The sequence below is a fragment of the Archangium gephyra genome, from assembly GCF_049060025.1.
Lineage (GTDB): Bacteria > Myxococcota > Myxococcia > Myxococcales > Myxococcaceae > Archangium > Archangium gephyra_A.
In genome coordinates this window covers 3518356-3544323 of sequence record NZ_JBMEQQ010000002.1, presented here as the reverse complement: position 1 = coordinate 3544323, position 25968 = coordinate 3518356, and the positions used below count along the sequence as shown (strand labels likewise).

At 69.8% G+C, this 25968-nt stretch carries 21 protein-coding genes; 13 read left to right on the top strand and 8 right to left on the bottom strand.

Annotated features, from left to right (window positions below):
• The first annotated feature begins 114 nt into the window (after window positions 1-114).
• Together hpf and ACN28I_RS15295 are read left to right on the top strand one after the other, a co-directional pair.
• Entirely contained in the window at window positions 115-459 is a 345-nt protein-coding gene (gene hpf, locus ACN28I_RS15300) for a ribosome hibernation-promoting factor, HPF/YfiA family (RefSeq protein WP_073562028.1), read from the top strand.
• A gap of 126 nt (window positions 460-585) precedes the next feature.
• The gene (locus tag ACN28I_RS15295) at window positions 586-2544 is read left to right on the top strand and encodes an MXAN_5187 family protein (protein ID WP_420942768.1); all 1959 of its coding nucleotides are present in this window, start codon (window positions 586-588) and stop codon (window positions 2542-2544) included.
• A gap of 70 nt (window positions 2545-2614) precedes the next feature.
• On the opposite strand, the gene ACN28I_RS15290 is transcribed toward ACN28I_RS15295, so the two are convergent.
• Entirely contained in the window at window positions 2615-3433 is an 819-nt protein-coding gene (locus ACN28I_RS15290; RefSeq protein ID WP_420942767.1) for a slipin family protein, read from the bottom strand.
• Window positions 3434-3813: 380 nt separating this feature from the next.
• Window positions 3814-5019, bottom strand: a complete 1206-nt coding sequence (gene tuf, locus ACN28I_RS15285) for an elongation factor Tu (RefSeq protein ID WP_420942766.1) — start codon at window positions 5017-5019, stop codon at window positions 3814-3816.
• A 311-nt stretch (window positions 5020-5330) separates the two neighbouring features.
• Between tuf and ACN28I_RS15280 the strand changes: the two genes are divergently transcribed.
• The 4 genes from ACN28I_RS15280 (at window position 5331) to ACN28I_RS15265 (ending at window position 10321) form a co-directional block, all read left to right on the top strand.
• Complete coding sequence (locus tag ACN28I_RS15280) at window positions 5331-6005, top strand: hypothetical protein (protein WP_420942765.1); 675 nt, start codon at window positions 5331-5333, stop codon at window positions 6003-6005.
• A 69-nt stretch (window positions 6006-6074) separates the two neighbouring features.
• Complete coding sequence (locus ACN28I_RS15275; RefSeq protein ID WP_420942764.1) at window positions 6075-7349, top strand: DEAD/DEAH box helicase; 1275 nt, start codon at window positions 6075-6077, stop codon at window positions 7347-7349.
• A gap of 412 nt (window positions 7350-7761) precedes the next feature.
• A complete protein-coding gene (locus ACN28I_RS15270) occupies window positions 7762-9153 on the top strand; it encodes a DNA cytosine methyltransferase (protein ID WP_420942763.1) in 1392 nt (463 codons plus the stop codon).
• Window positions 9146-10321: a DNA cytosine methyltransferase gene (locus ACN28I_RS15265; protein WP_420942762.1), complete on the top strand. Its 1176-nt coding sequence runs from the start codon at window positions 9146-9148 to the stop codon at window positions 10319-10321. Before ACN28I_RS15270 ends, ACN28I_RS15265 begins: the two co-directional genes overlap by 8 nt.
• 29 nt (window positions 10322-10350) lie before the next feature.
• Here the strand turns inward: ACN28I_RS15265 and ACN28I_RS15260 are convergent, their stop codons facing one another.
• Window positions 10351-10656: a hypothetical protein gene (locus ACN28I_RS15260; protein ID WP_420942761.1), complete on the bottom strand. Its 306-nt coding sequence runs from the start codon at window positions 10654-10656 to the stop codon at window positions 10351-10353.
• A 175-nt stretch (window positions 10657-10831) separates the two neighbouring features.
• On the opposite strand from ACN28I_RS15260, the gene ACN28I_RS15255 reads away from it, so the two are divergent.
• The 4 genes from ACN28I_RS15255 to ACN28I_RS15240 are packed head-to-tail and all read left to right on the top strand — an operon-like array spanning window position 10832 to window position 13726.
• The gene (locus ACN28I_RS15255; RefSeq protein ID WP_420942760.1) at window positions 10832-11143 is read left to right on the top strand and encodes a hypothetical protein; all 312 of its coding nucleotides are present in this window, start codon (window positions 10832-10834) and stop codon (window positions 11141-11143) included.
• A 32-nt stretch (window positions 11144-11175) separates the two neighbouring features.
• Window positions 11176-11982: an AAA family ATPase gene (locus ACN28I_RS15250; protein WP_420942759.1), complete on the top strand. Its 807-nt coding sequence runs from the start codon at window positions 11176-11178 to the stop codon at window positions 11980-11982.
• Complete coding sequence (locus tag ACN28I_RS15245; protein ID WP_420942758.1) at window positions 11979-13265, top strand: 5-methylcytosine restriction system specificity protein McrC; 1287 nt, start codon at window positions 11979-11981, stop codon at window positions 13263-13265. Before ACN28I_RS15250 ends, ACN28I_RS15245 begins: the two co-directional genes overlap by 4 nt.
• Window positions 13262-13726 carry a very short patch repair endonuclease gene (locus ACN28I_RS15240; RefSeq protein ID WP_420942757.1) on the top strand — a complete coding sequence of 155 codons (465 nt, stop codon included), beginning with the start codon at window positions 13262-13264 and terminating at the stop codon, window positions 13724-13726. Before ACN28I_RS15245 ends, ACN28I_RS15240 begins: the two co-directional genes overlap by 4 nt.
• Before the next feature lie 89 nt (window positions 13727-13815).
• Here the strand turns inward: ACN28I_RS15240 and ACN28I_RS15235 are convergent, their stop codons facing one another.
• From ACN28I_RS15235 to ACN28I_RS15215, 5 genes are all read right to left on the bottom strand, one after another.
• Window positions 13816-15252, bottom strand: coding sequence for a sensor histidine kinase (locus ACN28I_RS15235; protein ID WP_420942756.1), 1437 nt, complete (start codon window positions 15250-15252; stop codon window positions 13816-13818).
• A gap of 213 nt (window positions 15253-15465) precedes the next feature.
• On the bottom strand, window positions 15466-16842 hold the full coding sequence (locus tag ACN28I_RS15230; RefSeq protein WP_420942755.1) for an ABC transporter substrate-binding protein: 1377 nt from the start codon (window positions 16840-16842) through the stop codon (window positions 15466-15468).
• Window positions 16839-18209, bottom strand: a complete 1371-nt coding sequence (locus tag ACN28I_RS15225) for an FG-GAP repeat domain-containing protein (protein WP_420942754.1) — start codon at window positions 18207-18209, stop codon at window positions 16839-16841. The genes ACN28I_RS15230 and ACN28I_RS15225 overlap by 4 nt, the downstream gene beginning before the upstream one ends.
• Window positions 18206-20671, bottom strand: coding sequence for a penicillin-binding protein 1A (locus ACN28I_RS15220; protein ID WP_420942753.1), 2466 nt, complete (start codon window positions 20669-20671; stop codon window positions 18206-18208). Before ACN28I_RS15220 ends, ACN28I_RS15225 begins: the two co-directional genes overlap by 4 nt.
• A 251-nt stretch (window positions 20672-20922) precedes the next feature.
• Window positions 20923-21960 (bottom strand): tetratricopeptide repeat protein, encoded by a 1038-nt coding sequence (locus ACN28I_RS15215; protein WP_420942752.1) that lies wholly within the window; start codon window positions 21958-21960, stop codon window positions 20923-20925.
• 273 nt (window positions 21961-22233) lie between these two features.
• Between ACN28I_RS15215 and xth the strand changes: the two genes are divergently transcribed.
• From xth to ACN28I_RS15200, 3 genes are all read left to right on the top strand, one after another.
• Window positions 22234-23004 carry an exodeoxyribonuclease III gene (xth, locus tag ACN28I_RS15210; protein WP_420942751.1) on the top strand — a complete coding sequence of 257 codons (771 nt, stop codon included), beginning with the start codon at window positions 22234-22236 and terminating at the stop codon, window positions 23002-23004.
• Window positions 23005-23174: 170 nt separating this feature from the next.
• Window positions 23175-24104, top strand: a complete 930-nt coding sequence (locus ACN28I_RS15205) for an acyl-CoA dehydrogenase family protein (RefSeq protein WP_420942750.1) — start codon at window positions 23175-23177, stop codon at window positions 24102-24104.
• Between the two features lie 179 nt (window positions 24105-24283).
• The gene (locus ACN28I_RS15200) at window positions 24284-25921 is read left to right on the top strand and encodes a GMC oxidoreductase (RefSeq protein ID WP_420942749.1); all 1638 of its coding nucleotides are present in this window, start codon (window positions 24284-24286) and stop codon (window positions 25919-25921) included.
• Window positions 25922-25968: the final 47 nt, after the last annotated feature.

Below are 25968 nucleotides of genomic sequence, written 5' to 3'. Positions count from 1 at the left end.
CGCCCCTCCGGCCCTCCGTCCCCCGCCCGGGGAGCGGCCGAGGGAGCGGGCCCGGCGGCCTCTCACCGAATGTCGGCGGGCTGTCCATCTTGAGGGGCCAAGGGAGGTGACGCGATGAAGGTACTGATGCGAGGAGTCCACCTGTCACTGACGGACGAGTTGCGGGACTACGCCAACCGGCACCTGGTGGATCCCCTCGTCAAGTTCATTGATGACGAGGCGACGGAGCTCGAGATCGCCATGGTGGACATCAATGGTCCCAAGGGGGGGGTGGACCAGGAGTGCCGGGTGACGGTGCGGATGCCGGGCTTCGCGGGCATGCACGTGACGGAGACGGCGGAGACCATGTTCCATGCCATCGACGCGGCGCGTGACACACTGGAGAAGATGATCACCCGGACGCTGGAGAAGCGCCGGGAGCAGGGCAGCCAGGGGCTTCCCCAGGACGTGCGCTTCTAGCGCGCGGCCGGAGCCCGGACCCCTTGCCTGGTGTCCGGGCTCCCAGGCGGACGTACCCGGATTCTTGCTGGCCCCGAGCGGTGGACGCTATAAGCGGACACTTCACCCCCGGGCTAAAGGTCGGCGATGGTCCGCTTCAAGTTCTTCATCTTCGCACTCGTGGTTCTCGGACTCGGGGTGGCGCATCTCCCCCTGGTGTCGGGAGCGCTGAGCGAGCGCGCCACCCAGGATGCTTCGGCACCGGCCACGGCGGCCATGGCCGAGGTGTCCCGAGCCTTTGACGTGCGCCGGCTCGCCGTGCAGGGCCTGGCGCTGAAGCTCGCGGCGAGCCCGGACGTGGCCACCGCCGTGCAGCCGAAGGTGGTGCCGCTGCCCAAGGGCAAGGGCATCCGCATCGAGGAGCCGCCCACGGGCGAGCGCTTCACCGCTCTGCGCGCCGCCGCCAGGGAACTGGTGCCCGCGCCGCTCGCGGGCTCCCTCGTCCTGGCGCTCGCCACCCCCGAGGGCTCGCTGTACGCGCGCGCCGAGGGGGAGGCCGTTTCGGATGACACGCTGGATGTGCAGGCGCTGCTGAAGGCGGGCAGCGAGGGCGTGCTGGTGGACGCGTTCGACGCGCCCCACGTCTTCTACTCCGTGCCGGTGCTGTGGAACGCCGAGGGCGGCCAGTCCCAGGTGGCCGCGACGCTGGTGGTGGGCGCGCCGCTCATCGAGGCCCAGGCGCTGGACGCCGCGGCCCTGTCTTCCGGTGTCGCCGCGCTCGCGCTGGTGCAGGGGGACAAGGTGCTGGGCACCGCCGGCTCGCAGAAGGAGCTCGCCGCCGAGGGCATGAAGGTGCTGCGCAAGGGCCAGTTCGGCCACGTGGTGCGCAGTGGCAGCGTGCGCGGGTGGCTCCCCCAGGTGCCGCAGGTGAAGCTGCCGCTGTTCACCCGCTTCGAGGACGTCAAGGGGGGCGACGCGCCGCTGCTGGTGGGCTCGCGCCGGGCGCTCGAGGGGGGCATGGAGATCGTGGCCGTCTCCAGCGTGCTTCCCTTCATGACGGCGCTGGCGGACTACCAGCAGATGGCCCTCTTCGGGCTGATGTGCCTGCTGGGCTTCTCCCTGGTGTGGCTGCTGGTGATGGGCTCGGCCCGCGCCGCCGCTCCGGCCGCCGCCAGGGAGAAGAAGGACAAGAAGAAGAAGGGGAAGAAGGGCGAGGAGGAGGCCGGCGAGCAGGTTCCCGCGCCCGCCCAGGCCGCGGCGCTCCCCGTGGCGCCCGCGCCGGAGCCCCCCGTGCCCGGCCCGGACGACTTCCCCTTCCCGGCGTCTCCCGCCCCCGCCCAGGCGGCCTCCGCCGCGGGTGGAGATGCGTTCCCGTTCCCCCCGCCGCCTCCCGTCGCGGATCCGTACGCGGCGGCCCCGGCTTCCGGTGGGGATGCGTTCCCGTTCCCCCCGCCGCCTCCCGTCGCGGATCCGTACGGCTCGCCCACGGTGCCCGGCAAGGATCCCTTCGCCGCCGCCGGGGTCGCGGATGCCTTCCCGTTCCCCACGGGGAATGCGGGCGGTGTGGCCACGGCCGAGGCCCGGCGCGGTGCGTTCGCCTTCGAGGACCAGCCGACGGCGGCCTACACGCTGCAGCAGGCGGCGGATCCGTTCGCCGCGGCGTCCGCGCAGGCGGCCAGGGCTCCGGCCTTCGGCGAGGACTCTCCTCCCGAGACGACCCGCGTGGCGGCCATCCCCCAGGAGCTGCTGGCGCGCTCGGCCCGTCCCAACACGGCCGAGGTCCCCATGCCCCAGCGGACGGGTCATCCCGGCATGGCCGCTCCTTCCGGGATGATGGGCATGCCGCCTCCGCCGCCGCCTCCCACCGGCAGTGGCGCCATCGCCCTGGCCGAGGAGCAGCACTTCCAGGACGTGTTCCGCGAGTTCGCGGCCACGCGCGACCAGTGCGGTGAGCCCAACGACGGCCTGACGTACGACAAGTTCGTGGCCAAGCTGCGCAAGAACAAGGAGCAGCTCGTCCAGAAGTACGCGTGCAAGACGGTGCGCTTCCAGGTGTACGTGAAGGAGGGCAAGGCCGCCCTCAAGGCGACGCCCGTCAAGGACTGACGCGCCCGGCACGGTTGTCTCCCGAGGGCTCCAGGTCTCCGCGACCTGGGGCCCTCTCGCTTTTCCTGGCTCAGGTGGATTCGGGCTCGTCCTCCTCGGAGGGCGGCATGGGCGCACCACCGGGGGCCGGGCGCTTGCGCGCGCGGGGGGCCAGCTCCGCGCCCACGCCCAGGACGAAGGTGTTGCCGGGCGTGGTGCTCGCGCCGCTGAGCGTCTGCAACATGCGCAAATCCAGGAGCGAGGGGTGCTGCTCCACCAGCCGCGCCGCGTTGGCGAGGTTGCGCAGGGCCGCCGACTCGCCGCGCGCCTTCTCCAGCATGGCCTGCGCCTCCTTCTTCGCCTTGAGCGACTCGGAGAAGGCCCGGCGCAGGTCCGTCGGCAGCATCACGTCCTTCACGTCCACCGCCACCACCGAGAGCCCGAAGGCGCGCACCTCCGCGGCCACGCGCTCGCGCATCCGCTGCCCCAGGTCCAGGCGGCCCGCGGCCAGTTCCTCCAGGGGATGGCGGCCCACCTCCTCGCGCAGGGCGAGCTGCACGGCCTGGTAGAGCGCGTCCGTGAAGTTCTGCACGCGGTGCAGGGCGGGCTCGGGCTCGGCCACCGCGAAGCGCACGGTGAGGCTCAGCTTGAGGCCCACCTGGTCCTGGCTGAGCACCTCCTGGCCGGGCACGGTGAAGTAGCGCTGGCGCATGTCCACCTGCTGCGTGCTCCGGCCCGGACGCGGCACCCGGTGGGCTCCCGGCGCCAGCACGCGCACGAAGCGGCCCCGGCGGTAGAGCAGGGCGGTGAAGCCCTCGGGGACCACCACCTGGAGCACGAGCAGCTTGTAGGCCACCGCGCCCAGCACGAGCACCAGCACCAGCAACGGAAAGAATCGGAACGCGTCCACCAGTCCCACCTCGTTCAGTGAAAGACGTCGGCTCCGGGAGCCTCCGGCGGCGCGGCGGGGGCTTTTCACCCGCATGGCCGTTCCGCACGGTGCGCCTCGAGGGCGCCAGGCTCCCGGAGCTTTCGTTGGGGAGTTGAACCCCGGCCCTAAAGGGCTTCCAGGAAGGGGAGGCCCCGATCCCAGGACCCCCCCCGGACCGATGTCCGCGGGCGCTGGAGAGGTCTCCCCACCGCGCATGGACGCACCTGTCCCCGTGGCCTGACCGAGATTATTTCCCCTCGCCCTCCGGGAGAGGGGATGGCTTCGCCCGCTTTCCTCAAGAGATTGAAAGAGAGATTGAAAGAGCGCCGCCCCCGTCTCCGGAAGCGGCGCTCCCCATGTCACCTCACGGCGGTGACGACCCCGGCGCCAATCGTCTTGCCACCCTCGCGGATGGCGAAGCGCATGCCCGGCTCCACGCCGATGGGGTGGAGCAGCCGGAAGCCCACCTGGGCCCGGCCCCCCGGCTCCACCAGCCCCTCGCCCTTCACCTCGATCGTCCCCGTCACGTCCGTACTGCCGAAGAAGAACTGCGGCGTGTACCCCGTGCCGAACGCCGTGTGGCGGCCCCCCTCGCCCGCGGAGAGCACGTACAGCTCGGCCTCACCGGCCGCGTGCGGGTGGATGGATCCCGGCGCGCACAGCACCTGGCCGCGAGCCACCTCCTCGCGCTTGAGACCGCGCAGCAACAACCCCACGTTCTCACCCGCCCGGGCCTCGGGGCACTGGCGGTGGAAGGACTCGATGCTCGTGACCACCACCTCCCGCGTCTCCGGCCCGCCCAGCCCCACCAGCTCCACCGCCGCCCCCGCCGTGAGCACCCCGCGCTGGATGCGGCCCGTCACCACCGTGCCGCGCCCCGAGATGGTGAAGACGTCCTCGATGGGCATCAGGAACGGCGAGGTGTAGTCCCGCACCGGGTCCGGAATGTGCCTGTCGAGCGCGTCCACCAGCTCACGGATGCAGCGGGTGGCCTCGTCCTCCACACGCCCGGCCATGACGGCCTCGAGCGCCCTGAGCGCCGAGCCCTTCACCACCGGCACGTCCCCGTAGCCGTGGGCCGCCATCAGCTCCAGCGTCTCGAGCTCCACCAGCCCGAGCAGCTCCGGGTCCGCCACGTCCACCTTGTTGATGAACACGACCATGCGCTCCACGCCCACCTGGCGGGCCAGGAGGATGTGCTCCCGCGTCTGCGGCTGCGGCCCCTGCGAGCCGTCCACCAGCAGGATGGCGCCATCCATCTGGGAAGCGCCGGTGATCATGTTCTTCACGTAGTCGGCGTGGCCGGGGCAGTCGATGTGGGCGTAATGACGCGTGGCCGACTCGTACTCGACGTGGGTGATGTTGATGGTGATGCCGCGGGCCTTCTCCTCGGGCGCGCTGTCGATCTGCTCGTAGCCGAGGCCCTTGCCGCCATGCAGCGCGGCCATCACCTGGGTGAGGGCGGCGGTGAGCGTCGTCTTGCCGTGGTCCACGTGGCCGATGGTGCCAACGTTGACGTGCGTCTTGGTGCCCATGGGAGTTGCGGGAAAAACCCCTCGAGCCACGCGGGCCCGAGGGGTCGGACGGGAAGGCGCTGACGGCCTCAGCCGGTCAGAGCGCCTCCTCGCGCCGCACACGCGGGTCTCGCGACGAGCGGTTCGCCGCTGAGACTGAGACTGATGACGTGGGCGCGAAGGAGGTCATGGCCGTCGGAAGGAAAGAAGGAATCCAGGGCGTACCGACGCCCCGGGCCGGGAAATCCTGACGGGAAATGGCGACTTCTGCGAAGTGCGACTCCCGGCCGTGGGGCTGACCGCCCCGGGCAGGGAGCGCGTGTGCTAAGGCCCGCCTGAACGACACCGGCGGGAGGTTCCCCTTGTCCAGATGCGTGGCCGTGCGGTGGATGTTGGTGCTCCTCTTCCTGCTTCCCGCCGCCGCCGCCCGGGCCGGGGAGGGGAGGGGCTGGGCCGGTGCCTCCGAAGGCGGGAGCCCGAGGCGGCTGCGGCTCCTGCAGGCGCCCGTCGTGGACACTACGCCGAGGCTCCTTCCGGACCCCGTGGAGGTGGCGCCGCCCGTGCACCCCTTGTGGCAACGGTTGCTCGTCGAGGGCGGGGCGGGCGTGGGCACGGGCGTGGCGGGAGCGCTCGTGGGCGTGGGGTTGTTCATGCTCGGGAACACGCTCCAGTTCATCGAGCCCGGTGAGGGCCCGACGGTCCTTCCCTTCGCGCTCGCGGGAGCGGCCCTCGGCTTCCCGCTGGGCGTCTGGTGGGGCGGCGAGTTGATGGCGGGGAAGGGGAGCCTGCTCGCGACCTTCGGGGGCGCCGCCGTGGGAGGGCTCGCGGCGGTGGGCCTGTGGAGTGTGTCGGAGCGCTCGGGCCAGCCGCTCTCGGGCCTCCTCGCGGGCGTGGCCATCCCCCTGCCGGTGGTGGGCGCCTTCCTGGGGTACGAGCTCTCCTCCAGCCTCCGGAAGAAGGCGATGGGGCTCGAGGTGCGGCCGGCCCTCGTCCTCTCCTCCCGCCACCAGGCGCTGGTGCTGGCCGGCCGCTTCTGAGGGCTCGCGAGCGGACGAACGGACACGAGCCGGGTGGTCCTGACGGCGGCGGCGTGGTACCCCCAGGCCGTGAACGACACCTTTGAAAAGCTCGGCCTGTCCCCCGAGTCCCTGGAGGCCGTTCGCCGCGCGCGCTTCGAGCGGCCGACGCCCATCCAGTCGCAGGCCATTCCCCCGGCGCTCGCGGGCCGGGACGTCATCGGCTGCGCCGCCACGGGCACGGGGAAGACGGCCGCGTACGTGCTGCCCCTGGTGGAGCGTTTCGCCGGACGCAAGGGCACGCTGGGGCTGGTGCTGGCGCCCACCCGCGAGCTGGTGCAGCAGATCGCCGGGCCGGTGGAGTTCTTCGGCGGCTCGCGCGGTGTCACGCATGCGGTGGTCATCGGCGGCGAGGACATGGCGGCGCAGGCCGAGGCCCTGAAGCGGCGGCCCACGCTGGTGCTGGCCACGCCGGGGCGGCTGGTGGACCTGCTGCAATCGCGTACCGCGGCGTTCCCGCAGTTGGAGGCCCTGGTGCTGGACGAGGCGGACCGGATGCTGGACATGGGCTTCCAGCCGCAGCTCGAGGCGATTCTCGCGGCGCTGCCCGGGCGCCGGCAGACGCTGCTGTTCTCCGCGACGCTGGGGCCGGACGTGAGCCGCTTCGCCCGCGAGGAGCTGAACAGGCCGGTGCGCGTGGAGGTGACGCGCAGCGGGACGCCCGCCGAGCGCGCCGAGCAGCGGCTGTACGTGGTGAAGCCCGAGGAGAAGTCCGCGCTGCTGCTGACGCTGCTGGCGAGGGACGAGGCGACGGCGCTCATCTTCGCGGCGTCGAAGGAGCGGGCGGACAAGGTGCACAAGGCGCTGGAGCGGGCGGGGTACACGTGCGGGGTGCTGCACGCGGACCGGACGCAGAGCCAGCGCAACCAGGCGCTGAAGTCCTTCCGCGAGGGCACGTACCGGTGCCTGGTGGCCACGGACATCGCGGCGCGCGGGCTGGACATCGAGGACGTGGGGCACGTCATCAACTACGACCTGCCGCACGCGCCGGAGGACTACGTGCACCGCATCGGCCGCACGGCACGCGCCTCCGCGAGCGGCGTGGCCTCGACGCTCGTCACGGCGAAGGACAGGCTGATGACCGAGCGCATCGAGCAGATCATGCGGGCCAACATTCCTCGCGCCGCCGTGCCGCGAGAGGACCCCGTCTTCAAGGCGGAGCTGGAGCGCCTCGCGGCCGCCGCGCGCGACCCGGGCCCGCCGCAGAAGGACCACGGCGTCTCGAAGAAGGCGCCAGGACAGGCCCCGGGCCGGCACGCGCTGTCGCACGGAAAGGGCCCGCGCTCGAAGCGGACGAAGGACTGACGCTCGGAGCCGGGACTGACCGGCCTCGCGGTGCGCGTGGCTCGTCGGAGGACGAGCGGGCGGGAAATGGGGATGAAGGCCTCGGCGCCCCCTATTATGATGTCACCGGGGAGTGCCAGGTAACCATGGAGGTAGGAATCCAGACCCGACCGGCGGTGTTCCATCAATCGGAGGAGCAGACAGCGGACGTCATGCGTCCGTGCATCCGGTGTCGAAGGAAGGAGGCGGGCTCTATGGGTGGAAGGGGTATCCGACGCTGCTGAGCGCCTTGCGCGGGGACTGCGGGCGTATCAGCCGCTCTTGCAAATTTGACGGCGAGGGCTTCCGTGGCACATTCGCCGGCCCCAGTCCTGTGCGGATGTCGGATGGCGCAGTCGTCCTGCCAGGCAGCACCGTGAAGGCGTGCGTGCACGTGCTGCTTGATCCACGTACCTGTGCGCTGGAGAATCCATTGATGCTTCGCCACGCCCCATCAACGATTGATACCCCGCATCTCGTAGAGTCGGCGTCATCACTTTCTCTCGAAGAAGTCGGACGTGCTCTCACGCAATGCAGCGGTTCGGCGGCTCAAGCCGCAGCGCTTGAGTTGAACGTGAACTGGGAGCGTGCCCGGATTGCACCATCCGGTCCGGTCGATGTGATCGATATGTTCAGCGGTTGCGGAGGGATGTCGGCGGGCTTTCTCTCCGTGAATGGCCTGGTTCCGGCCTTCCGCATGGTGGGGTCGGTGGATATCGACTCCATTGCCAACCGCACGTATGCACAGAACATCGGCATACAACCGTTCAACGTCGACATCGGAGAAATGGCCCGGCGCCCCAAGGTATTCAATGAGACTTTGGGCGCCGCTCGAACGGACGACACGCGTCCGCTCGTACTGATCGGCTGCGCTCCCTGCCAGGGTTTTTCCTCCCATCGGAATGAGGCCGGTTCCGCTGACCCGCGCAACTCCCTCTTTGTCGACTTCGCTCGCATCGCCACCAGGCTTCAGCCGGCGGCGGTCATTGTGGAGAACGTACCGGAACTCTTGACGGACCGTTACTGGCCCTTCGTGGACAGAGCGCGCGAACTCCTGGTGCGTGCCGGGTATCATGTGCACGTCGGGGTTCACAACATGGCGGAGTTCGGGGTGCCTCAAGAGCGTTTTCGGGCGCTCATGCTTGCGATGAGGCGTCCATTCTCCCCGCCGAAGGGTTTTCTCTCTCGCAGCGAATTTCGGACGGTCCGGCAGGCGATTGGAGGTTTGCCCGCGGTTCGTGCCGGTGAACGCCATCCGGATGATCCCATGCACTATACGGCGGGTCACAAGGAATCCACGTTGGCCACCATCCGCGCCGTGCCGAAGAACGGCGGGAACCGCCCCGAAGACGTCGGCCCTGAGTGTCTGAGACGTGCGAAGGCGCGGAGTGGGCGGGCTGCGTATGAGGACGTCTATGGGCGCTTGTTCTGGGACAAACCAGCCATCACGGTGACGGCCTATGCCCGCAACCCGGCGAGCGGCCGCTATACTCACCCGGAGCAGGATCGTGGTTTGTCGGTGCGCGAAGCGGCGCTTCTTCAAAGTTTTCCGACGAACTACAATTTCGAAGGGTCGCTCGATGAGCGATTCCGACAAATCGGGAACGCCGTTCCTCCGGCCTTCGCAGCGTACCTCGCCGTGCATGTTCTCGTTGAGCTCAACGCGGCACAGCCTCCGCAGCGGTTTGATCCCGGCATCACGGCACCTGTGGGGCCCTCATTCTCACGGCTGATCCCAGCGCTCAAGGCCGGGTATCGGAAGGGCGCAGTGGACTGCGATGCGTAAGGGAAACAGGGAGCGACCTTCGGCGGCGGGAGCGGACAGGCCGCTGACCGTCGTCGATCTCTTCTGCGGGGCAGGGGGGTTCACCCTCGGACTCGAGCGGGCCGGTTTCCATGTGCTCTGCGGGGTGGATTCGTGGAACCTGGCCGCCGAAACCTACGCCCGGAATTTCAAACATCCCATCGTATGCGCCGACATTTCCCAAATGAGCGCAGGCGAGCTTCTTCGCCGCGCCGACGTCGAGGGGTCTCCTGTGGACCTCGTCGTCGGAGGGCCGCCCTGCCAGGGCTTTTCGGTCCAGCGCATCGGCTCCGATGATGATGCGAGAAACAGCCTCGTCCTCGAATTCGTGCGCATGGTCCGCGAGTTGAGGCCGCGTCTCTTCATCATGGAGAATGTGCCGGGGCTTGTGGGAAAGCGCGGCCATGCGCTGTTCGAATCCTTTCTCGAGGCAGTGGACGCTGCTGGTTTCGATGCTGAAGCGCATCTCGTGAACGCCGCCGATCATGGTGTGCCTCAGGTGCGCCGCAGAGTGGTCGTCCTCGGCCGACGTCGCGCCGATACGGCTCCATTCCTCCTGCCGGGCGCATCTTTCAAAGAAGAAGAGTACCGCACTGTGTGGGATGCGATTGGAGATCTGCCCGCGCCGACTGCGCCGGACAGCGCCCTGTTGCCCGATCCCTTGCACAGGCAGACGCGGCTTTCCGAGCTCAACAGGCAGCGCCTGCGGCACATACCGCCCGGCGGCGGAATGGAAGATCTGCCCGTTCACCTGCGGGTCGACTGTCATAAGGCCGGAGCGGATCGCATCGGGCATCGGTATGTTTACGGACGGCTCGCGCCTGATCGGCCCGCGTCCACCATCACCGCGCGGTTCGATAGTTTCACGCGGGGACGATTCGCGCATCCGTTCGAGGACCGCAACATCACCCTTCGTGAGGGCGCGAGGCTTCAGACCTTTCCCGATGGTTTCCTGTTCGCGGGGAACCAGGAAGACGTCGCGGCTCAAATCGGCAATGCCGTGCCGCCGTTGCTCGCCGAGGTGCTCGGTCGTGCGGCCGCCGCCTGTCTCGCCGCCTCGCCGCTCGGCGAGTCCTCGACGGGGACTCGACGGAAAAGTGCGCACGGTTCTCGACAGATGCTGTTGTTCCAACAGGAGAGAGGTGGCTGATGCCGGGGACCGTAACGACATGGGGCGGCTCACTTCATTCGACGTTCCGTCTTCTGCCGGTCCAGGCGCAATCCCGTAATCTTCGTCCCTTTCTGGATGCTCATGGTCTCAAGCCGGAGGAAGTGCTCGGGCTTCTTCCGTACGATAGCGCTCGCGCCGGTGGCAAGAGGCCGGGGCCGGATCCCAAACGATATCGGGACGGCAAGCAGGTCTATCAAACCGTTGGGCTGCTCTACGAAGATGCGGGCGTGGTTCATGTCACCGAGCTGGGTGTCGCGGTCCGCCGCTGGCTGGACATCATCACACCGAAGAACTGCATCGTCCTTGCCAGGCACGCCGCGTATGCATTGGCCGCCTGCCAGTTGCGCAATCCAACGGGCGCCGGGCAGAAATACGCGGAGTCGATGGAAGTCTTCCCGTTTGCGTTCATCTGGCGGGCAATGTTGGCGCTCGACGGGCGGCTCCGTTCAGAGGAGTTGAACCGGGCGGTGTTGAGGGTGAGAAATCCGGATGAACTGGAAGCGTGCATTCGGAAGATCCGGCGGGCTCGGGAAGCTCCAGGACCTCGGCCTGCTCGGAGAGGAAACCCTCACGGATGAGAAGAAAAACGACAGAATGATCTCGTGGATGTCTCTCGCATCGTTCGGTTGGACGCTGTTCTCGGACAAGGGGAGCAATGATTTCTACCAACTCCTCCCGGACACGCTTGCTCTTGTCCGCGAGGCGGCCCGAATCGAACATCCGCACCGTGAGTTTGCTTCAGTGCCTGACTACATCGAGCATGTCTCTCGTTGCGCCGCGCTTCCGAAAGACTTGAGATGAGCCAAACAGCTTATGGGCAAGCCACTGAGGAGATGATCACGAACGTGGTCGAGGCGTGCTCAAGATATGGGGCGCGCTCGATTGTCGCGCTGGCCGGGGTCCCCGGTACGGGCAAATCCTTCGTCGCTTCTATCGCCGCGCAGCGGTTCTGCGGCGAGCCCTTGTTGGTTCGGGAGATCCAGTTCCATCAGTCGTTCTCGTATGAGGAGTTCATCGAAGGGCTGCGAATCGACGAGTCCTCCGGCGTCACCGTCGTGCCCGGTGTCTTCCTCGAGTGGAACCAACGGGCCTTGGATGATCCCGATCGGTGGTATGTGCTCCTGATCGAGGAATTCACGCGCGCCAATCTCGCCGCGGTGCTTGGCGAGTTGATGACCTATCTCGAGCATCGCGACCGGCCCTTCGTTTCGGTCTACAGCCGGCGCCCCATCTATGTCGCCAAGAACCTGACCATCCTCGCCACGTATAATCCGACGGACCGCACGGCCATTGAGCTCGACAACGCTCTTCTCCGGCGCCTGCGCATCATCCGGTTTGCTCCGTCAACGGAACAGCTCTCGGAGATGTTGAAGTCTCGCCTCGAGCCGAAGGTGATCGAAAAGCTCCAGGCGCTCTTCACGGAGTGCGAACGCCGCTACGGTTCGGAGTATGAGTACCTCATGCCGTTCGGCCACGGGATTTTCGCCGATGTCCAAGCGGAATCACCGGATCTCCACTTGCTCTGGAGGGAGCGCATCGCGCACCTCCTCAGACGACCGCTTGTCGAGCCTCATCCGTTCACGGAGGAGATCGAAAAATTGTACGTCTGGCGATCGTCTCGTGACTTCAAGCTGCCATGAGTCGTGTCACGATCAGGGTGCCGGAGCGAGGTCGCAGCGACGAGGTGCCGGGCCACCTCTGGAAGGAGCTGTCGCGTCAGCCCCGATTCTGGGTGCTCGTCGAACGCGGCGTACTCAAAGTGGAGCAGCTTTCGGCGGGGCGTGTGCGGCTGTACGGCAGCTCCTACGTGGGGATTGCTGACGTCTCGGAGGACTTCACCATCGAGGCACATGAGAAGGTGCCCGGAGCTGTCGCGTCACTGCTTCGAGCCGCTACGGGAGTGGATTTCCGGACGGAGCGGCTTGCCTCGCCGGCGTCGGAGCTCGGACCGCTCATTGCGCTGATCGTCTCGCAATTCGTCGAGTCCGTTCGCAGGTATGCCTCACGGGGACGCGATTTCCGCTATGCCCTGGAGCCACGGGTGGGGTCGCTCATCGGCGGAAGGCTCGACGTCACACGCACCGTACGGTTGAGGGCTCGGGGACTGGCTCATCTCGCCGCCTTCGAAAAGAACACGATTGTCTTCGACGTGCCGATCAACAAGACAATCCTGGCCGCACTCGCCGAAGTTGAACACGTCGCCAAACTCATTCCGATTCCCGGAGAAACGCTCACTGCCGCTCGAGCCATGGCCCTTCTCTTTGCGGATTGCCGTGATAGCGGTGTCCTTTTCGGCAGGCGTGAGGATGCCGCCAGGACGGCGGAGTCTCTGGCCGCGGGAGCGAAGGACCAGCTCGTCGCGGACGTGCTCTCGCTTGCGGCCGTCATCCTCTCTCACGAGAGCTTCGAGCGCGAGGATGCTCCCACCTCGAAGCGGGTACCTCGTGCATGGTTCCTGAACCTCGAGAACGTGTTCGAGAAGGCCGTGCGAGCGATGCTCGCGAGGAGTCTCGGTGCTGCGGCAACCGTCCAAGCCGGCCGGAAAGAGCCGCAGCCGATCTTTCCCTCGCAACCGAACACCCACCGAGCCAACCCCGACATCGTGGTTCTTGCCGCGGGCAAGGCCGTGCTCATCGGGGATGTGAAGTACAAGGAATGGAGCGGGAGCGCATCCGCAAGCGATATCTACCAGTTGCTCGTCCATGCATCGGCCTTCGGGGTAGAAGCTGCGGTGCTGGTCTACCCTCACGACCGCCTCGAAGTACGTGACTTGGGAACTTCCGTTACAGGAACACGGGTGCGTCTCTGCGCAGTCAATCTGGCTCAGCTCGGTGTTGATCCGGGAGTAATCAGTGCAAGCATCCTCGGGACCGGCAGTTTCGCCGCCGCGGCAACCGCGAAGGCTGGGGGCACCCACGTATGAGCATGCGCACCTCGCGCACCGCTCCCAAGCGTCGGAGACGTCTCAAGCCGCACGGACATAGGCTCCTGACGAAATCGGAGCAGATGGCACGTGTCAGGAGCCGGGATACCGACGCTGAAGTGTTGCTCCGACGGGCGCTATGGCGAGCCGGACTGCGATTTCGCCTCGGTACTCGTGCTCTGCCCGGATCGCCCGACATCATCTTCAAATCAAAGAGGATTGCGGTGTTCGTCAACGGTTGCTTCTGGCATGGCTGTCCCGTGCATTACACGGAACCGAAAGCCAACCGGGAGTTCTGGCTGTCCAAGCTGGAGACCAATCGCAGGCGGGATCAACGGGTGGATGGTGAGTTGTTGAAGCTCGGCTGGCGGGTGATTCGAATCTGGGAGCATGAAGTCTACGGAAATATCGCCGATGTGGTCGCCAGGGTTCAGAAGGAGCACGGGGCCGGCCTGCTTTGAGCAGGGGGGCGAATCAGCGCAGGTCTGATGCGTCAACCTGAAACGAATGAGAAAGCAGCAACGTGCCTCGGACGTAATGAAAAGTGCTGTCAACGAGGTTCGCGCGGCAGCGACAGGGTGAAGCAGGCGCCCTGGCCGGGCTCGCCGCCCACGTCCAGCTTGCCGCCGTGCTCCTGGAGGATGCGTGCCGCGATCGCCAGTCCCAGGCCCGTGCCGCCGTCCTTCGTCGTGAAGTAGGGCTCGAAGATGCGCGCGCGGTGCTCGGGTGGAATCCCCGGGCCGCTGTCCTGCACCTCCACCACCGCCTCCTGGTCGCTGCCTCGCACGCGCACGTGCAGCGCCCCGCCCCCCTTGGCCATCGCCTCCTCGGCGTTCTTCACCAGGTTCACCAACACCTGCGTGAGCTGGTCCCGGTCCGCCTTCGCCACCACTCCCGGCTGCACCTCCGAGTGGATGCGGATGCCCTCCGGCGGTGAGGCGTAGAGCGACAGCACGTTCTGCGCCAGCTCGCCCAGGTCCACCGGCTCCAACTGCGGCTTGGGCAGGCGCGCGAAGCGGCTGAACTCGTCGACAATCCGCTTCAGCCGGTCCACCTCTTCCAGGATGACCCCCGCGCTGTCCCGGAAGAGCGCCGGGAAGCGCTCGTCCCGCGCGTCCTGCACCGCCATCAGCGTCTCCAGCGACATGCGGATCGGCGTCAGCGGGTTCTTGATTTCATGCGCCAGCCGCCTCGCCACCTCCTGCCACGCGGCCACTCGCTCCGTGGCCACCAGCCGCTCCGTCGTCGAGCGCAGCTCCGTCGTCATGTGGTTGAACGTCTTCACCAGCTCGCCCACCTCGCCCGTGGCCTTCACCTGCACCTGTACGTCCCACGCGCCCTCGCCCACGCGCCTCGCTCCCGAGGTGAGCGCCTCCACCGGCTGCGTAATCCGCCGGGACATCAACATCCCCAGCAGCACCGCGAAGCTCAGCCCCAGCCCCGCCAACAGCAGGAAGGAGCGGAACACGCCCACCGTCGCCTCCCGCTCCGCCGCCCGGCTGAAGACGAGCCGCACCGTGGCGGCCTCGCCCAGCGGCAGCACGCGCGCCACCGTGGGCGGCGTGACGCTCCCCGCCCTCGCCACCACCGTGTCCCCGGACAGCAGTGCCACCTCGGCTCCGGTGAGCCTCGACAGGTGCGCCGCCAATCCCTGGTCCAGCAGCACCCCACCCACCACCCACAGCCGCGAATCCCCGTAGTCCACCGGCCTCGCGGTGACGAGCGCGGGCACCTCGCGCAGGCCCTGGTCTCCTCGCACCGATACCTTCACCGGCACGGGCTTGGGTGACTTCTCCCGCGTCACCCCGAAGAGGACCGGATCCGGATCTCCCCGGCGCGCGGGCAGGTGCCCGGAGGACAGCGTGGTGCCCTTGCGATCGAAGAGCGACAGCACCGTGAGGCCCCGGCTCTTCATCAGCGGCTGGGCGGTGTCCGCTCGGATGGCCCGGGCGGGGGACTCGCGGGCCTCGCGCGCCAGGTCCTCCATGGCCGAGCTTCTCCACCAGCTCCTCCACCGCCCGGCGCGCGTTGGCGGCGGCGCGCTCGACGGCCTCCTGCGCGGAGGCGGTGGCTGCGTCCATGCGCGCGTCCAGCCCTCGCGACAGCGTGGCGCGGAGCTGCGTCAGGGTGAAGGGCACCATCACCGCCAGCGGCACCAGCGCCAGCAGGGCGAAGGCGAGCGCCAGCCTCGTCCTCAGTCTCATCTCCGGGCTCCCGGGATACCCGTCACGGCCGGTTGCAGCCAGGCGCCGTCCAGCATGGGCAGCCCCTGGGCGTCGAAGACGAGGCCTCCCACCTCCGGCGCCGCGCGCAGTGCCAGCCCCTGCGCGTAGAGGGGCAGCAGCGGCACGGACGGAGCGAGCGCCAGGGCCCGCTCCCTCGCCCTCGTGTCTCGCGCCGCGGCGTCCGGCAGGGCGCCGATGCGCGGCAGCTCCACCCCGAGCAGATCCTTCCGGCCCGCGGCGTCCAGCACCACGGCCAGCGCCGGGCCGGGCACGGGCGGCAGCAGCAGCGAGTGGAGCATCAGCTCGTACTCACCCCGGGCCCAGCGGGCGCGCAGCTCGGCGCGCGGCAGGGGCTGCAGGGCCACGGTATAGCCCCGGTCGTACAGCCTCACCTGGAGGCGCTCGGCCACCGCGCGCTGGTCCTCGTTGCCCGCGTCGTAGAGGAGCGTCACCTTGCGTCCGGCCTGAGCGGCAGGCGGCGGCGTGGGGCGGGCGCCCGGGGACACCGGGAGGAGCGCGGGGGGCAGCAGGTTCGGCATGGGCACGGCCGGCCCTCGCACGAAGAGGCGCGTGAGATCCTCGCGGTCCAGGGCGCTCTCCACCGCCTGCCGGAAGTCCGGGGGCACGCGCCGCGGAGACCAGGCCAGGTAGGTGGCGTACAGCGCCGCGCCGGAGGGCGTGCCCGCATCGGCCAGCACGCCGAGCGCCACCTGGGCCTCCTGCGCCGACCACAGGCGCGACAAGCCGCGCTCGTCGGTGGCCTGCAGGCGCAGTCTGTCCAGGTAGGGCCGGCCCTGATTCCACGCGAGCCGCGCCTCCACGGTGTTGGCGCTGGCGGCGGAGAACGGGCCGAGCGCGGCGGGGGCGGAGCGCGGCAGGGCGAGCGCGGGGTGGCACAGCGCGCGCTCCATGTCCGGCCAGGGGAAGCCGAGCGCCAGCTCCAGGGTGTCGCCGGTGGGGGAGAGCAGGCGGCCCTCTCCGCGCAGCGGGAAGAGGAGGGCGCGGTAGGGCGAGGGGGCCTCGGTGCTGGCGAGCCGGACCCACGCCCGGGCGAGCGCGGTGGCCTGCGCGGGCGAGGGCAGGGTGAGGCGCACCACTTGCGGAGCGGGGCGCGACAGCTCTCGGGCGAGCGCGGGCGACAGGCTCCCGTCCGGGGCCAGGTGGCAGGCGGGCCGCGAGAGCAGCCCGAGCAGGGTGGCCTCGAGGGGGCTGTCGGCGAGGGCCGGCTCCGCGGGCTCGGCGGGGCCGGTGTGGGCGACGCGCAGCTCCCCTCCGTACGGGACGCGGCCGGCGGCGAGCGACGGCGTGGCGCCGAGCAGGAGGAGGCTGGCGAGGGCGTGGCGGAACGTCATGGCGCACCCTGGCGCAGGAGGAAGAGCTCGCCGGTACCGTCCGGCTTCGTGAGGCCCACCACCACCTCGCGGCGCTTGTCCCCGTCCAGGTTGGCCGTCACCACGTGCAGGGCACGGCCGGAGGGCAGGGGCCCCTGCCAGAGGGGCTCATGGGCGGTGGGATCGCTCCCGTTCGTCTTGAAGACGCGCAGGACGTCCGGCGACGGTTGGAGCTCGGGCGAGGTGGTGAGCAGCTCCGGCGTCCCATCTCCGTCCAGGTCCCCGAGCGCGCTGCCGGCGCCGAGGCCGGACATCGGCACGGGCGCCCCCCCGGGCCGGGCGAAGAAGGAGGCCGAGCCATCCGGGTGGACGAGGAGCACGCGGGACTGGGCGGCGCTGAAGGTGGTGAAGCGGGCCGTCACTCCCGCCAACCGCTGCTCGCCGGTGCCGAGCCGCACCTCGGGCGCGAAGGCCGTCTGGCCCGGGATGAAGCCGCCGCGCGCCTCCGGGCCCAGGGGCACGGCCTCGAGCCGGGACACGCCTCGCAGCGCGCCGTTCTCCAGCGTGAGCACCTCGCCGTGGGCGAAGCGGGTGGACCAGGCGGCGAGGCGCGGCGGCCCGGAGAGGATGGCGAGCGCCCCGAAGGGCTCGCGGGTGGGCGCGGGGCCGGGGGGCAGCACCTCCAGCGAGCGCTCCGCGACGAGGCTCCCATCCGCGGCGAAGACGTGCACGGCGCGCGCGGTGAGCACGGCCACCTCGTCCTTGCCGTCCCCATCGAGATCTCCCGCGGCGAGCGCGGCGGGAGGGGAGGGCAGGCGCGCCAGCACTGCGCCCAGCAGGTGCAGGGGGCGCGGCCCCTCGGTGGCCGGGGTGGGCGTGCGCGGAGGCTCCACGGCGGCGAGCGCGAGCGCCGCGGCATCCGCCTCCACGGCCTGGGCGATGGCGGCGGCGGGCGAGGGGGCCCGGGTGGCGGAGCGGCCGGACCAGAAGTTCACCCAGGTGCCGAACGCGTCGCCCCGGGCGCGCAGCTCTCCGGCCTCCACGCCGAGGGTGAGCCGCACCAGGGCGCGGGAGCCCTGCTCACGGGCGAGCCCCTCGGCGGCCTCGGGCGAGGGGGCCTCCAGCACCACGGGGGCGAGCCCGGCGGAGGCGAGACGCGAGGCGAGCAGCGTGGCGAAGGCGCGCCGCAACTCCGGGGCACCGCCGGAGAGGTGGAGGGCCACGGGAGGCTCGGGCTTCATCGCCCGCACGTCCGTGGCCACGGCCTGGGCGAGCCGCTCGAGGGCGGGCGTGGCCGGGGTGGCCGCGGGGGCCGGTGGTGGAGGCGTTTGAGCGGCCGGAGCGGGCAGCGCGGCCAGCAGCAGGGCGGCGGCGAGGGCCCGGCTCACAACCCCCCCCGGCTACCTTCCTGGAGGAAGAAGTCGCTCGGGCTGACGTGGCCGGGCGGGGGCGCCTCGACGGTGGGCTGGGTGCCATCGAGGAAGGACTCGAGCCGGCCGGGCACGGAGTTGCCCGCGAGCAGGCCGGTGATGGGATCGATGCGCACCTGCACCACGCCCGGTGGCACCTGGAACTCGCGCGAGGGCAGGCCCTCGTGGGCGGCGCGCATGAAGTCCAGCCAGATGGGGAGGGGCGCGCGGCCGCCCGTCTCGGAGCTGCCCAGGGGCGAGTGGTCATCGAAGCCCACCCACGCGCTGGCGACGAAGTCGGCGGTGTAGCCGGAGAACCAGGTGTCGCGGCTCTCGTTGGTGGTACCCGTCTTGCCGGCGGCGGGGCGGTTGAGCTCCGTCACCGCCCGGGCCGTGCCCTCCTCCACCACGCTGCGCATGAGCGACGTGGTGAGGTAGGCCACCGCGGGGGGCAGCGTCTCCTCGAAGGCGGGCTGGTGCTCCTCGAGCACCTTGCCCCGCGCGTCCGTCACCTTGAGGATCATCAGCGGCTCGGCGTAGCGGCCGTTGGCCTGCAGGGTGGCGTAGGCATTGGCGGCCTCCAGCAGGGTGACCTCGCCGGTGCCCAGCGCCAGGGTGAGGTTCTCCGGCAGCTCCGAGCGGATGCCGGCGCGGCGCGCGAAGTCGATCGCGGTGGCGGGGGTGATGGCCTCGATGAGGCGCACGGACACGGTGTTCTTGGACTTGGTGAGCGCCTGGCGCAGCGTCATGGGGCCGTCGAAGGCGCGGTCGTAGTTCTGCGGCTTCCACGTCTTGCCGGTGTACGGGTCGCGGATGGCCTCGGGGGCGTCGTTCACCGTGCTGAGGGGGGTGAAGCGTCCGCTGCCGAGCGCGGCGCCATAGAGGAAGGGCTTGAAGGACGAGCCGGGCTGGCGCCGGGCCTGGGTGGCGCGGTTGAAGGGCGAGGCCGCGAAGTCGTAGCCGCCCACGAGCGCCACCACGTGGCGGTTGCCCGGGTTGATGGCGACGAGGCCGCCCTGCACGAGGGGGACCTGATCCAACGTGGCCTCGAGCAGCGAGGGGGCGGGCATGACGCGCGTGACGCGCACCCGGACGATGTCGCCGGGCTTCATCACGTCGGACATCTTCGCGGGGGCGCCCTTGCCCTTCATGCGGGCCCAGGTGACGGTGGAGAAGGAGATCTCCGCGGCGCGGCCCACCAGGTCCACGCGGGCCTTCTTGCCCGTGTCATCCACCTGGGTGACGACGCCGTGCAGGCGCAGGCCCTCCTGGAGGGGCTGCAGCGGCACGGCGAGCGCGAGCTTCTCGTCGGCGGAGAGCCGGGCCTCCTCTTCCTGCTCGGTCTCGGTGACCACCACCGGCGTCTCCCCGGCCGGCGGAGGGGTGGGGGTGGACTGGGCGAGCGAGGAGAGGTCGGCCACGTAGGCGCCTTCCTTCTGGCGCCGGCCCGCCTCCTCGATCTGCTTCGCGATGAAGGGCTTGAGCTGCTCGAAGCGCGCGGGATCCATCGTGCCGACGGGGCCGCGGTAGCCCTGGCGCCGGTCCACGGCCTCCAGGCCCTTGCGCACCGACTCATCGGCGATGGCCTGGAGCTTGGGATCCATGGCGATGTCCACGCGCAGGCCGCCGGTGAGCACGGCGTCCCCGCCGTAGCGGGCGACGAGCGTGCGGCGGATCTCCTCGGCGTAGTAGGGGCCCACCTCGGGGGGAAGCCGCGGGGCGAGGACGATGGGCTTGGCCAGCTCCTTCTCCACCACCTCCTTGGGGACGAAACCCTGCCCGGCCATCTGCCCCAGCACGTAGGTCTGGCGCTGCTTGGCCTTGACGATGTTCTTCTCCGGGTTGATGCGGTTGGGCGACTGCACCGTGCCCGCGAGCACCGCGGCCTCGCCGATGCTCAGGAACTTCGCCTGCTTGCCGAAGTAATAGAGCGCGGCCTCCTCGATGCCGTCGCGGCCCTGCCCGTAATAGGACTGGTTGATGTAGAGGCCGAGGATCTGATCCTTGGTGAGCGCCTGCTCCACGCGCGGGGTGAGGATCCACTCGCGAATCTTGCGCGAGAGCTTGCGCTCGGGCGTCAGCAGCATGTTCTTCACCACCTGCTGCGTGATGGTGGAGGCGCCGGACGTGCGGCGGCCGGGGATGAGGTTCTTCACCGCGGCGCGGACGATGCCGAAGAAGTCGAGCCCCTCGTGCTTGTAGAAGTCGGCGTCCTCGGCGGCGAGGAAGGCATTGCGCACGTGGGGGGGCAGCTCCGTGATGTCCACCACGGTGCGGCGTCCCTGGGGCTGGAAGAACTCGGAGCAGATGGAGCCGTCGGCGCAGCGCACCTTGGTGACCTGGGGCAGGCTGTAGTTGCGCAGCGCCTCCACCGAGGGGAGATCCCGGCTGAAGTAGAGGTAGGTGCCCAGGACGGTGAGCACGAGCAGCACGGCGCCCACGGCGGCGAGGACGAGGAGCCGCTTCGTCCAGAGCCACAGCCGGGCGCCCAGGCTGGGACGGGCCGGAGGAGCCGGGGGAGCCGGAGGAGTGGCGGGAGGAAGGGAGGAGGGCTGGGGAGCTCATCTCGCGGGCCGGGTTCATGTGGCGCGGGGACAACAAAGGTGGGCGACGTTAAACCGGCGGGCGGAGAACCGGAATGGGCTGGTGGCCCGCCAGCCGGGGGGCCTCCCGGGACACATGGGGCCCCCGGCTATTCCGGGCACCCCGGGGACGAGCGTTCCCCCAGGAGCGCCTGGAGATCGACGGAGGCGCGGGCCTCGCGATTCAACCGCTGGAGGTTGAAGCGGGCCTTGAGGTCCCCCGGGGACAGGCGCGTGGCGGTGTCGAAGGCCATCCGGGCCTCCTCGTAGCGGCCGAGCCTCTCATAGGCGAGGCCCAGGTTGTTGTGGACGAAGCCCACCTGGGGAAGCAGGTAGGCGGACTGGGCGAGGGCCTCGACGGCGAGTGCGTCCTGGCCGGTCCGCAGGTAGGTGAGCCCGAGGTTGTTGAGGGCATACCCGTGGTACGGGTCGAGGTGCACGGCCTGTTTGAAGCGGAGGATGGCCTCGGCGGGCTGGCCGGCGGCGAGGTGGATGAGGCCGAGCACCTGGTAGACCTCGGGGTACTCGATGTCGAGCTCGAGCGCGGCCTCGGCGGCCCGGAAGGCGCCCTCGGTGTCGCCGAGCTCCAGGAGGAGGCGGGCCTGCTGGATGAGGGGCTCGGAGCCATCGGGGAAGAGGATGGCGAGCTCCCGGTATGCCTCGGCGGCGAGCTGCTTCTGGCCGGAGACACGGGCGAGCTGGATGAGGACCTCGAGCGCCTGCTCGGCGGCGTCGACATCGTCGGCGGCGTCGTGGACGGCGCGGCGGGCCTCGGTGAGGGCACCGGAGAGGTCACCTTCCTCGCGCAGCGCGCGGGCGCGATCGAGGTGGGCCACGGGGTAGAGGTGCGGCTCGTGGGGGAGCGAGAGGGTATCCGCGGGCTCGGCGGGGAGGAGGTCCTCGGGCCGTGGGAGGGCCTCGGCCCCGGGCTCGGACGGCATGGGGAGCGCGGCCGTCTCGGGCAGGGCCTCGTCCGGCGAGGGCATCCCGGGTGAAGTAGGGAAGGGGGCCTCGGAGGAGGGGCTCACCCGGTGGGTGAGGCGGTTGGGAGAGGACGAGAGGAGCCCCTGGGGCCGCCGGAGCTGGCTGGCATCGCAAGCGGTGAGGGAAAGGGCGGCGAGGCAGGCGGACAGGATGGTGTTCTTCATGGTGCGGCTCCTTCGGGAGGAGTCCACTGCGATGCCCGTGCCAGCCGCCTTCCAGACTCCCTCTCCCTCTGGGAGAGGGCGGGGGTGAGGGTCTACGAGGACGCCTCCCCGCTCCCCAGGCGGCCCCTGTGCGGCCGGTGGGCCACACCCGGGAGCCCCAGGAGTCCAAAGGCCCCGGCGCCACAACGCGCTACAGGACCTACAAGGGTGTACCTGGGAGGGGAAAGGGAAAAACCGTGGCGAGGTGGGAGGTGACGTGCGACGTTGGACGGGATGAAGATCGCCGCCTGGAACGTGAACTCTGTCCGCGCCCGGAAGGATCGGCTGGTGGACTGGCTGAAGAGCGCTCAACCGGATGTGGTGTGCCTGCAGGAGTTGAAGTGCCAGGACACCGAGTTCCCGATGGAGGCCGTGCGGGAGGCGGGCTACCACGCCGTGGTGCACGGGCAGAAGACGTACAACGGGGTGGGCATCCTGGCGAAGACGGAGCCCACGGACGTGGTGAAGGGCCTGTCGGACGGGGTGGACGACACGCACGCGCGGCTGATCGCGGCGACGGTGAACGGGGTGCGGGTGGTGAGCGCGTACGCGCCGAACGGGCAGTCGGTGGGCTCGGAGCAGTACGAGTACAAGCTGCAGTGGTACGGGCGGCTGAGGCGCTACCTGGACACGCGGCACAAGCCGGACGAGCCGCTGGTGCTGTGCGGGGACTGGAACGTGGCGCCGGCGGACATCGACGTCTGGGACGTGGCGCTGTGGGAGGGTCAGACGCTCTGCACGGACAAGGAGCGCAAGGCGCTCGAGCACCTGTGCGCGTTCGGGCTGACGGACACGTTCCGCAAGCTGTACCCGGCGGAGCAGAAGTTCAGCTGGTGGGACTACCGGATGCTGGCGTTCCCGAAGAACCAGGGGCTGCGCATCGACCACATCTTCGCAACGGCGCCGTTGGTGGAGCGGCTGGTGGCGGCGGGAGTGGACCGCGACGCGCGCAAGGGCAAGCAGCCTTCGGACCACGCGCCGGTCTGGACCGAGTTCAAGGACTGACCCTGGCGGCGCGCTTCACGAAGTTGTCCAACAGTCGGACACCTTTTGGAACCGCGTGCCCGGACCGCCTCCCGGGCGCGCGCTTCACCAACTGGTCCAACAGTCGGACCAGTTGCTCGCGTTTGGGCCCGGAGGGTCTCTGGCATCCGGGATTCGTCTAGAGTGGGCGCATGGACGAGCTCCTGCGGTTCCTCCTCACCGAGCCACCCACTCCGGCGCCCCAGGGCTCCGTCGAGGACTGGTGGACGCGTCACCTCGAACTGTCCACGCGCTTCTCCCTGCCCGTGGATGTGGCGTTCGCCGGGGGCTTCGCGGCAGATCGGCTGGGCTACGCGTTCGCCTCGGGCTACCACTCGGCCCTGCGCACTTTGTTGCCCCAACTGCCGCCCCAACACCGCTACGCGCTGTGCGTGACCGAAGCCGGGGGCGGACACCCCGCGGCGATGCTCACCCGGCTCACCGGCCCGGGCGAGGGCCCGCCGCGGCTGGAGGGCACGAAGGCCTTCGTCACCCTGGGCACCGCGGCGGACGAGCTGCTGGTGGTGGCCAGCGAGGGACAGGACGAGCAGGGCCGCAACCGGCTCCGGCTCGTGCGAATCGACTCCCGGCGCGAGGGGGTGACGCTCACCGAGCTGCCCCAGACACCCTTCGTCCCCGAGGTACCGCACGCCGAGCTGCGGCTGCACGAGGTGGCGGTGGCGCCCGAGGAGGTGCTGCCGGGCGATGGCTACGAGCGCTACGTCAAACCGTTCCGCACGGTGGAGGACTGCCACGTGTTCGCGGCGGTGCTCGGGTGGCTGCTCCAGGTGGCGCGGCGCGCGGGCTGGCCGGACGAGGTGCGCGAGGAACTCCTGGCACTCGCGGTAACGATGCGGGGACTGTCACAGGCGGACGCGACCTCTCCGGCGGTGCACCTGGCGCTGGCCGGTGCCATCGACCTGTGCCGGAGGAGGGTGGACGGACTGGGGACGCTCTGGGAGCAGGTGGACGCACCGACGCGTGAGCGCTGGGAGCGAGACCGGCTGCTGCTCAACGTGGCGGGCAAGGTGCGAGCGAAGCGCCGGGAAACGGCCCGCCAGAAACTGACTCCATCCGAGTAATCGAGTGACACCGAGCCCCACTCCCCTCTCCCTTCGGGAGAGGGACGGGGTGAGGGTGCCCGCATCCCAGGTTCAACCCCGTGCCGTGCCCGAATGTCTGCCCTCCGAGCGGGAAGAGGAGCGCACCCAGCACGCTCCCGGGTAGTCTGTGAACCATCCCCGTAAGGGGGGAGGACACGATGGATTTCGATTGCGACTGGCTCATCATCGGCTCGGGCTTCGGGGGCAGCGTGAGCGCGCTGCGGCTGACGGAGAAGGGGTACCGGGTGGTGATGTTGGAGAAGGGCCGGCGCCTGCAGGCCAAGGACTTCCCCGAGACGAACTGGAACCTGAAGAAGTGGCTGTGGATGCCGCAGCTCGGGTGGCGGGGCCTGTTCAAGATGACGTTCTTCCGCCACGTCACGGTGCTGTCCGGCGTGGGCGTGGGCGGAGGCTCGCTGGTGTACGCGAACACGCTGCCCATCCCGAAGGATGACTTCTTCCAGGCGCGCTCCTGGGGGGCGCTGGCGGACTGGAAGACGGAGCTGACGCCGCACTACGCCACGGCGCGCAGGATGCTCGGGGCCACGGTGAATCCGCTGCGCACGCTGCCGGACGAAATCATCCAGCAGGTGGGCAAGGAGATGGGGCGCGAGGACTTCCAGCCCACCACGGTGGCCGTCTACTTCGGCAAGCCCGGGGTGACGGTGCCGGACCCGTACTTCGGCGGCGAGGGCCCCGAGCGCACGGGCTGCAACGCGTGCGGCGGCTGCATGACGGGCTGCCGCTTCAACTCCAAGAACACGCTGGACAAGAACTACCTCTACTTCGCCGAGAAGCGCGGCCTCACCCTCCACGCGGACACCGAGGTCACCTGGGTGCGCCCGCTGCCCGGCGGCGGCTACGAGGTGGAGGCCCTCGAGGGGACCTCGCGCTTCTCCCGGCGCAAGCGGCGCTTCACCGCGCGCCAGGTCATCTTCTCCGGCGGAGTGCTGGGCACGGTGGACCTGCTGCTCAAGCTCAAGGCCGACCCGGACGGACTGCCCCAACTGTCGGACCGGCTCGGCGACGGCGTGCGGACCAACTCGGAGGCCCTCATCGGCGTGCTCGCCGGCAAGCGCTTCCACGGCAAGGACCTGTCCACGGGCATCGCCATCGGCTCCATCCTCCACACGGACGCGCACTCGCACCTGGAGCCGGTGCGCTACTCGGCGGGCTCGGACTTCTTCCGCTCGCTGATGGCGCCGCACGTCGGGGGCGCCACCGCCCTGTCGCGGCTGGCGAACCTGGCCGGCCTCTTCCTGCGCCACCCGTTGAAGACGCTCGGCTCGTGGTTCGCCCGCGACTTCGCCCGGCGGTCGATGATCCTCCTCTACATGCGCACGCTGGACGGGCACCTGCGCATGCGGCGTGGGCGCGGCCTCTTCACCGGCGGAACCAAGGGGCTCACCACCGGCTTGCAGGAGGGCCCCGCGCCCACCGCCCACATCCCCGAGGCCACCGAGCTGGCCCACCGGGTGGCGGAGAAGCTGGACGGCCTGCCCATGACGCTGGCCTCCGAGTCGTTGATGGGCATCCCCACCACCGCGCACATCCTCGGCGGCTGCTGCATGGGGGACTCGCCCCGGACGGGCACCATCGACTCCCAGCACCGCCTCTTCGGCTACGAGGGCCTGTACGTCATCGACGGCTCGGCCATTTCCGCCAACCCGGGGGTGAATCCCTCGCTCACCATCACCGCGCTGGCCGAGCGCGCCATGACCTTCATCCCCGCCCGGCAGCAGGTGGACGCGGAGGTGCGGGAGACCGCCGCGCGTCCCACCGCGATCGGGGCCTGAGCTTCACGGCGGTTGCATGGTTGGAGGGGGAGCCCTCGTGGTACGAA

Excerpts from the sequence above, each read along its gene's own strand:
- ACN28I_RS15245 (WP_420942758.1), top strand. The coding sequence starts at position 11,979 with ATGAGTCGTGTCACGATCAGGGTGCCGGAGCGAGGTCGCAGCGACGAG.
- ACN28I_RS15240 (WP_420942757.1), top strand. The coding sequence starts at position 13,262 with ATGAGCATGCGCACCTCGCGCACCGCTCCCAAGCGTCGGAGACGTCTC.
- ACN28I_RS15265 (WP_420942762.1), top strand. The coding sequence starts at position 9,146 with ATGCGTAAGGGAAACAGGGAGCGACCTTCGGCGGCGGGAGCGGACAGG.
- ACN28I_RS15205 (WP_420942750.1), top strand. The coding sequence starts at position 23,175 with ATGGACGAGCTCCTGCGGTTCCTCCTCACCGAGCCACCCACTCCGGCG.
- ACN28I_RS15250 (WP_420942759.1), top strand. The coding sequence starts at position 11,176 with ATGATCACGAACGTGGTCGAGGCGTGCTCAAGATATGGGGCGCGCTCG.
- ACN28I_RS15200 (WP_420942749.1), top strand. The coding sequence starts at position 24,284 with ATGGATTTCGATTGCGACTGGCTCATCATCGGCTCGGGCTTCGGGGGC.
- ACN28I_RS15295 (WP_420942768.1), top strand. The coding sequence starts at position 586 with ATGGTCCGCTTCAAGTTCTTCATCTTCGCACTCGTGGTTCTCGGACTC.
- ACN28I_RS15235 (WP_420942756.1), bottom strand. The coding sequence starts at position 15,252 with ATGGAGGACCTGGCGCGCGAGGCCCGCGAGTCCCCCGCCCGGGCCATC.
- ACN28I_RS15230 (WP_420942755.1), bottom strand. The coding sequence starts at position 16,842 with ATGACGTTCCGCCACGCCCTCGCCAGCCTCCTCCTGCTCGGCGCCACG.
- ACN28I_RS15215 (WP_420942752.1), bottom strand. The coding sequence starts at position 21,960 with ATGAAGAACACCATCCTGTCCGCCTGCCTCGCCGCCCTTTCCCTCACC.
- xth (WP_420942751.1), top strand. The coding sequence starts at position 22,234 with ATGAAGATCGCCGCCTGGAACGTGAACTCTGTCCGCGCCCGGAAGGAT.
- ACN28I_RS15255 (WP_420942760.1), top strand. The coding sequence starts at position 10,832 with ATGAACTGGAAGCGTGCATTCGGAAGATCCGGCGGGCTCGGGAAGCTC.
- hpf (WP_073562028.1), top strand. The coding sequence starts at position 115 with ATGAAGGTACTGATGCGAGGAGTCCACCTGTCACTGACGGACGAGTTG.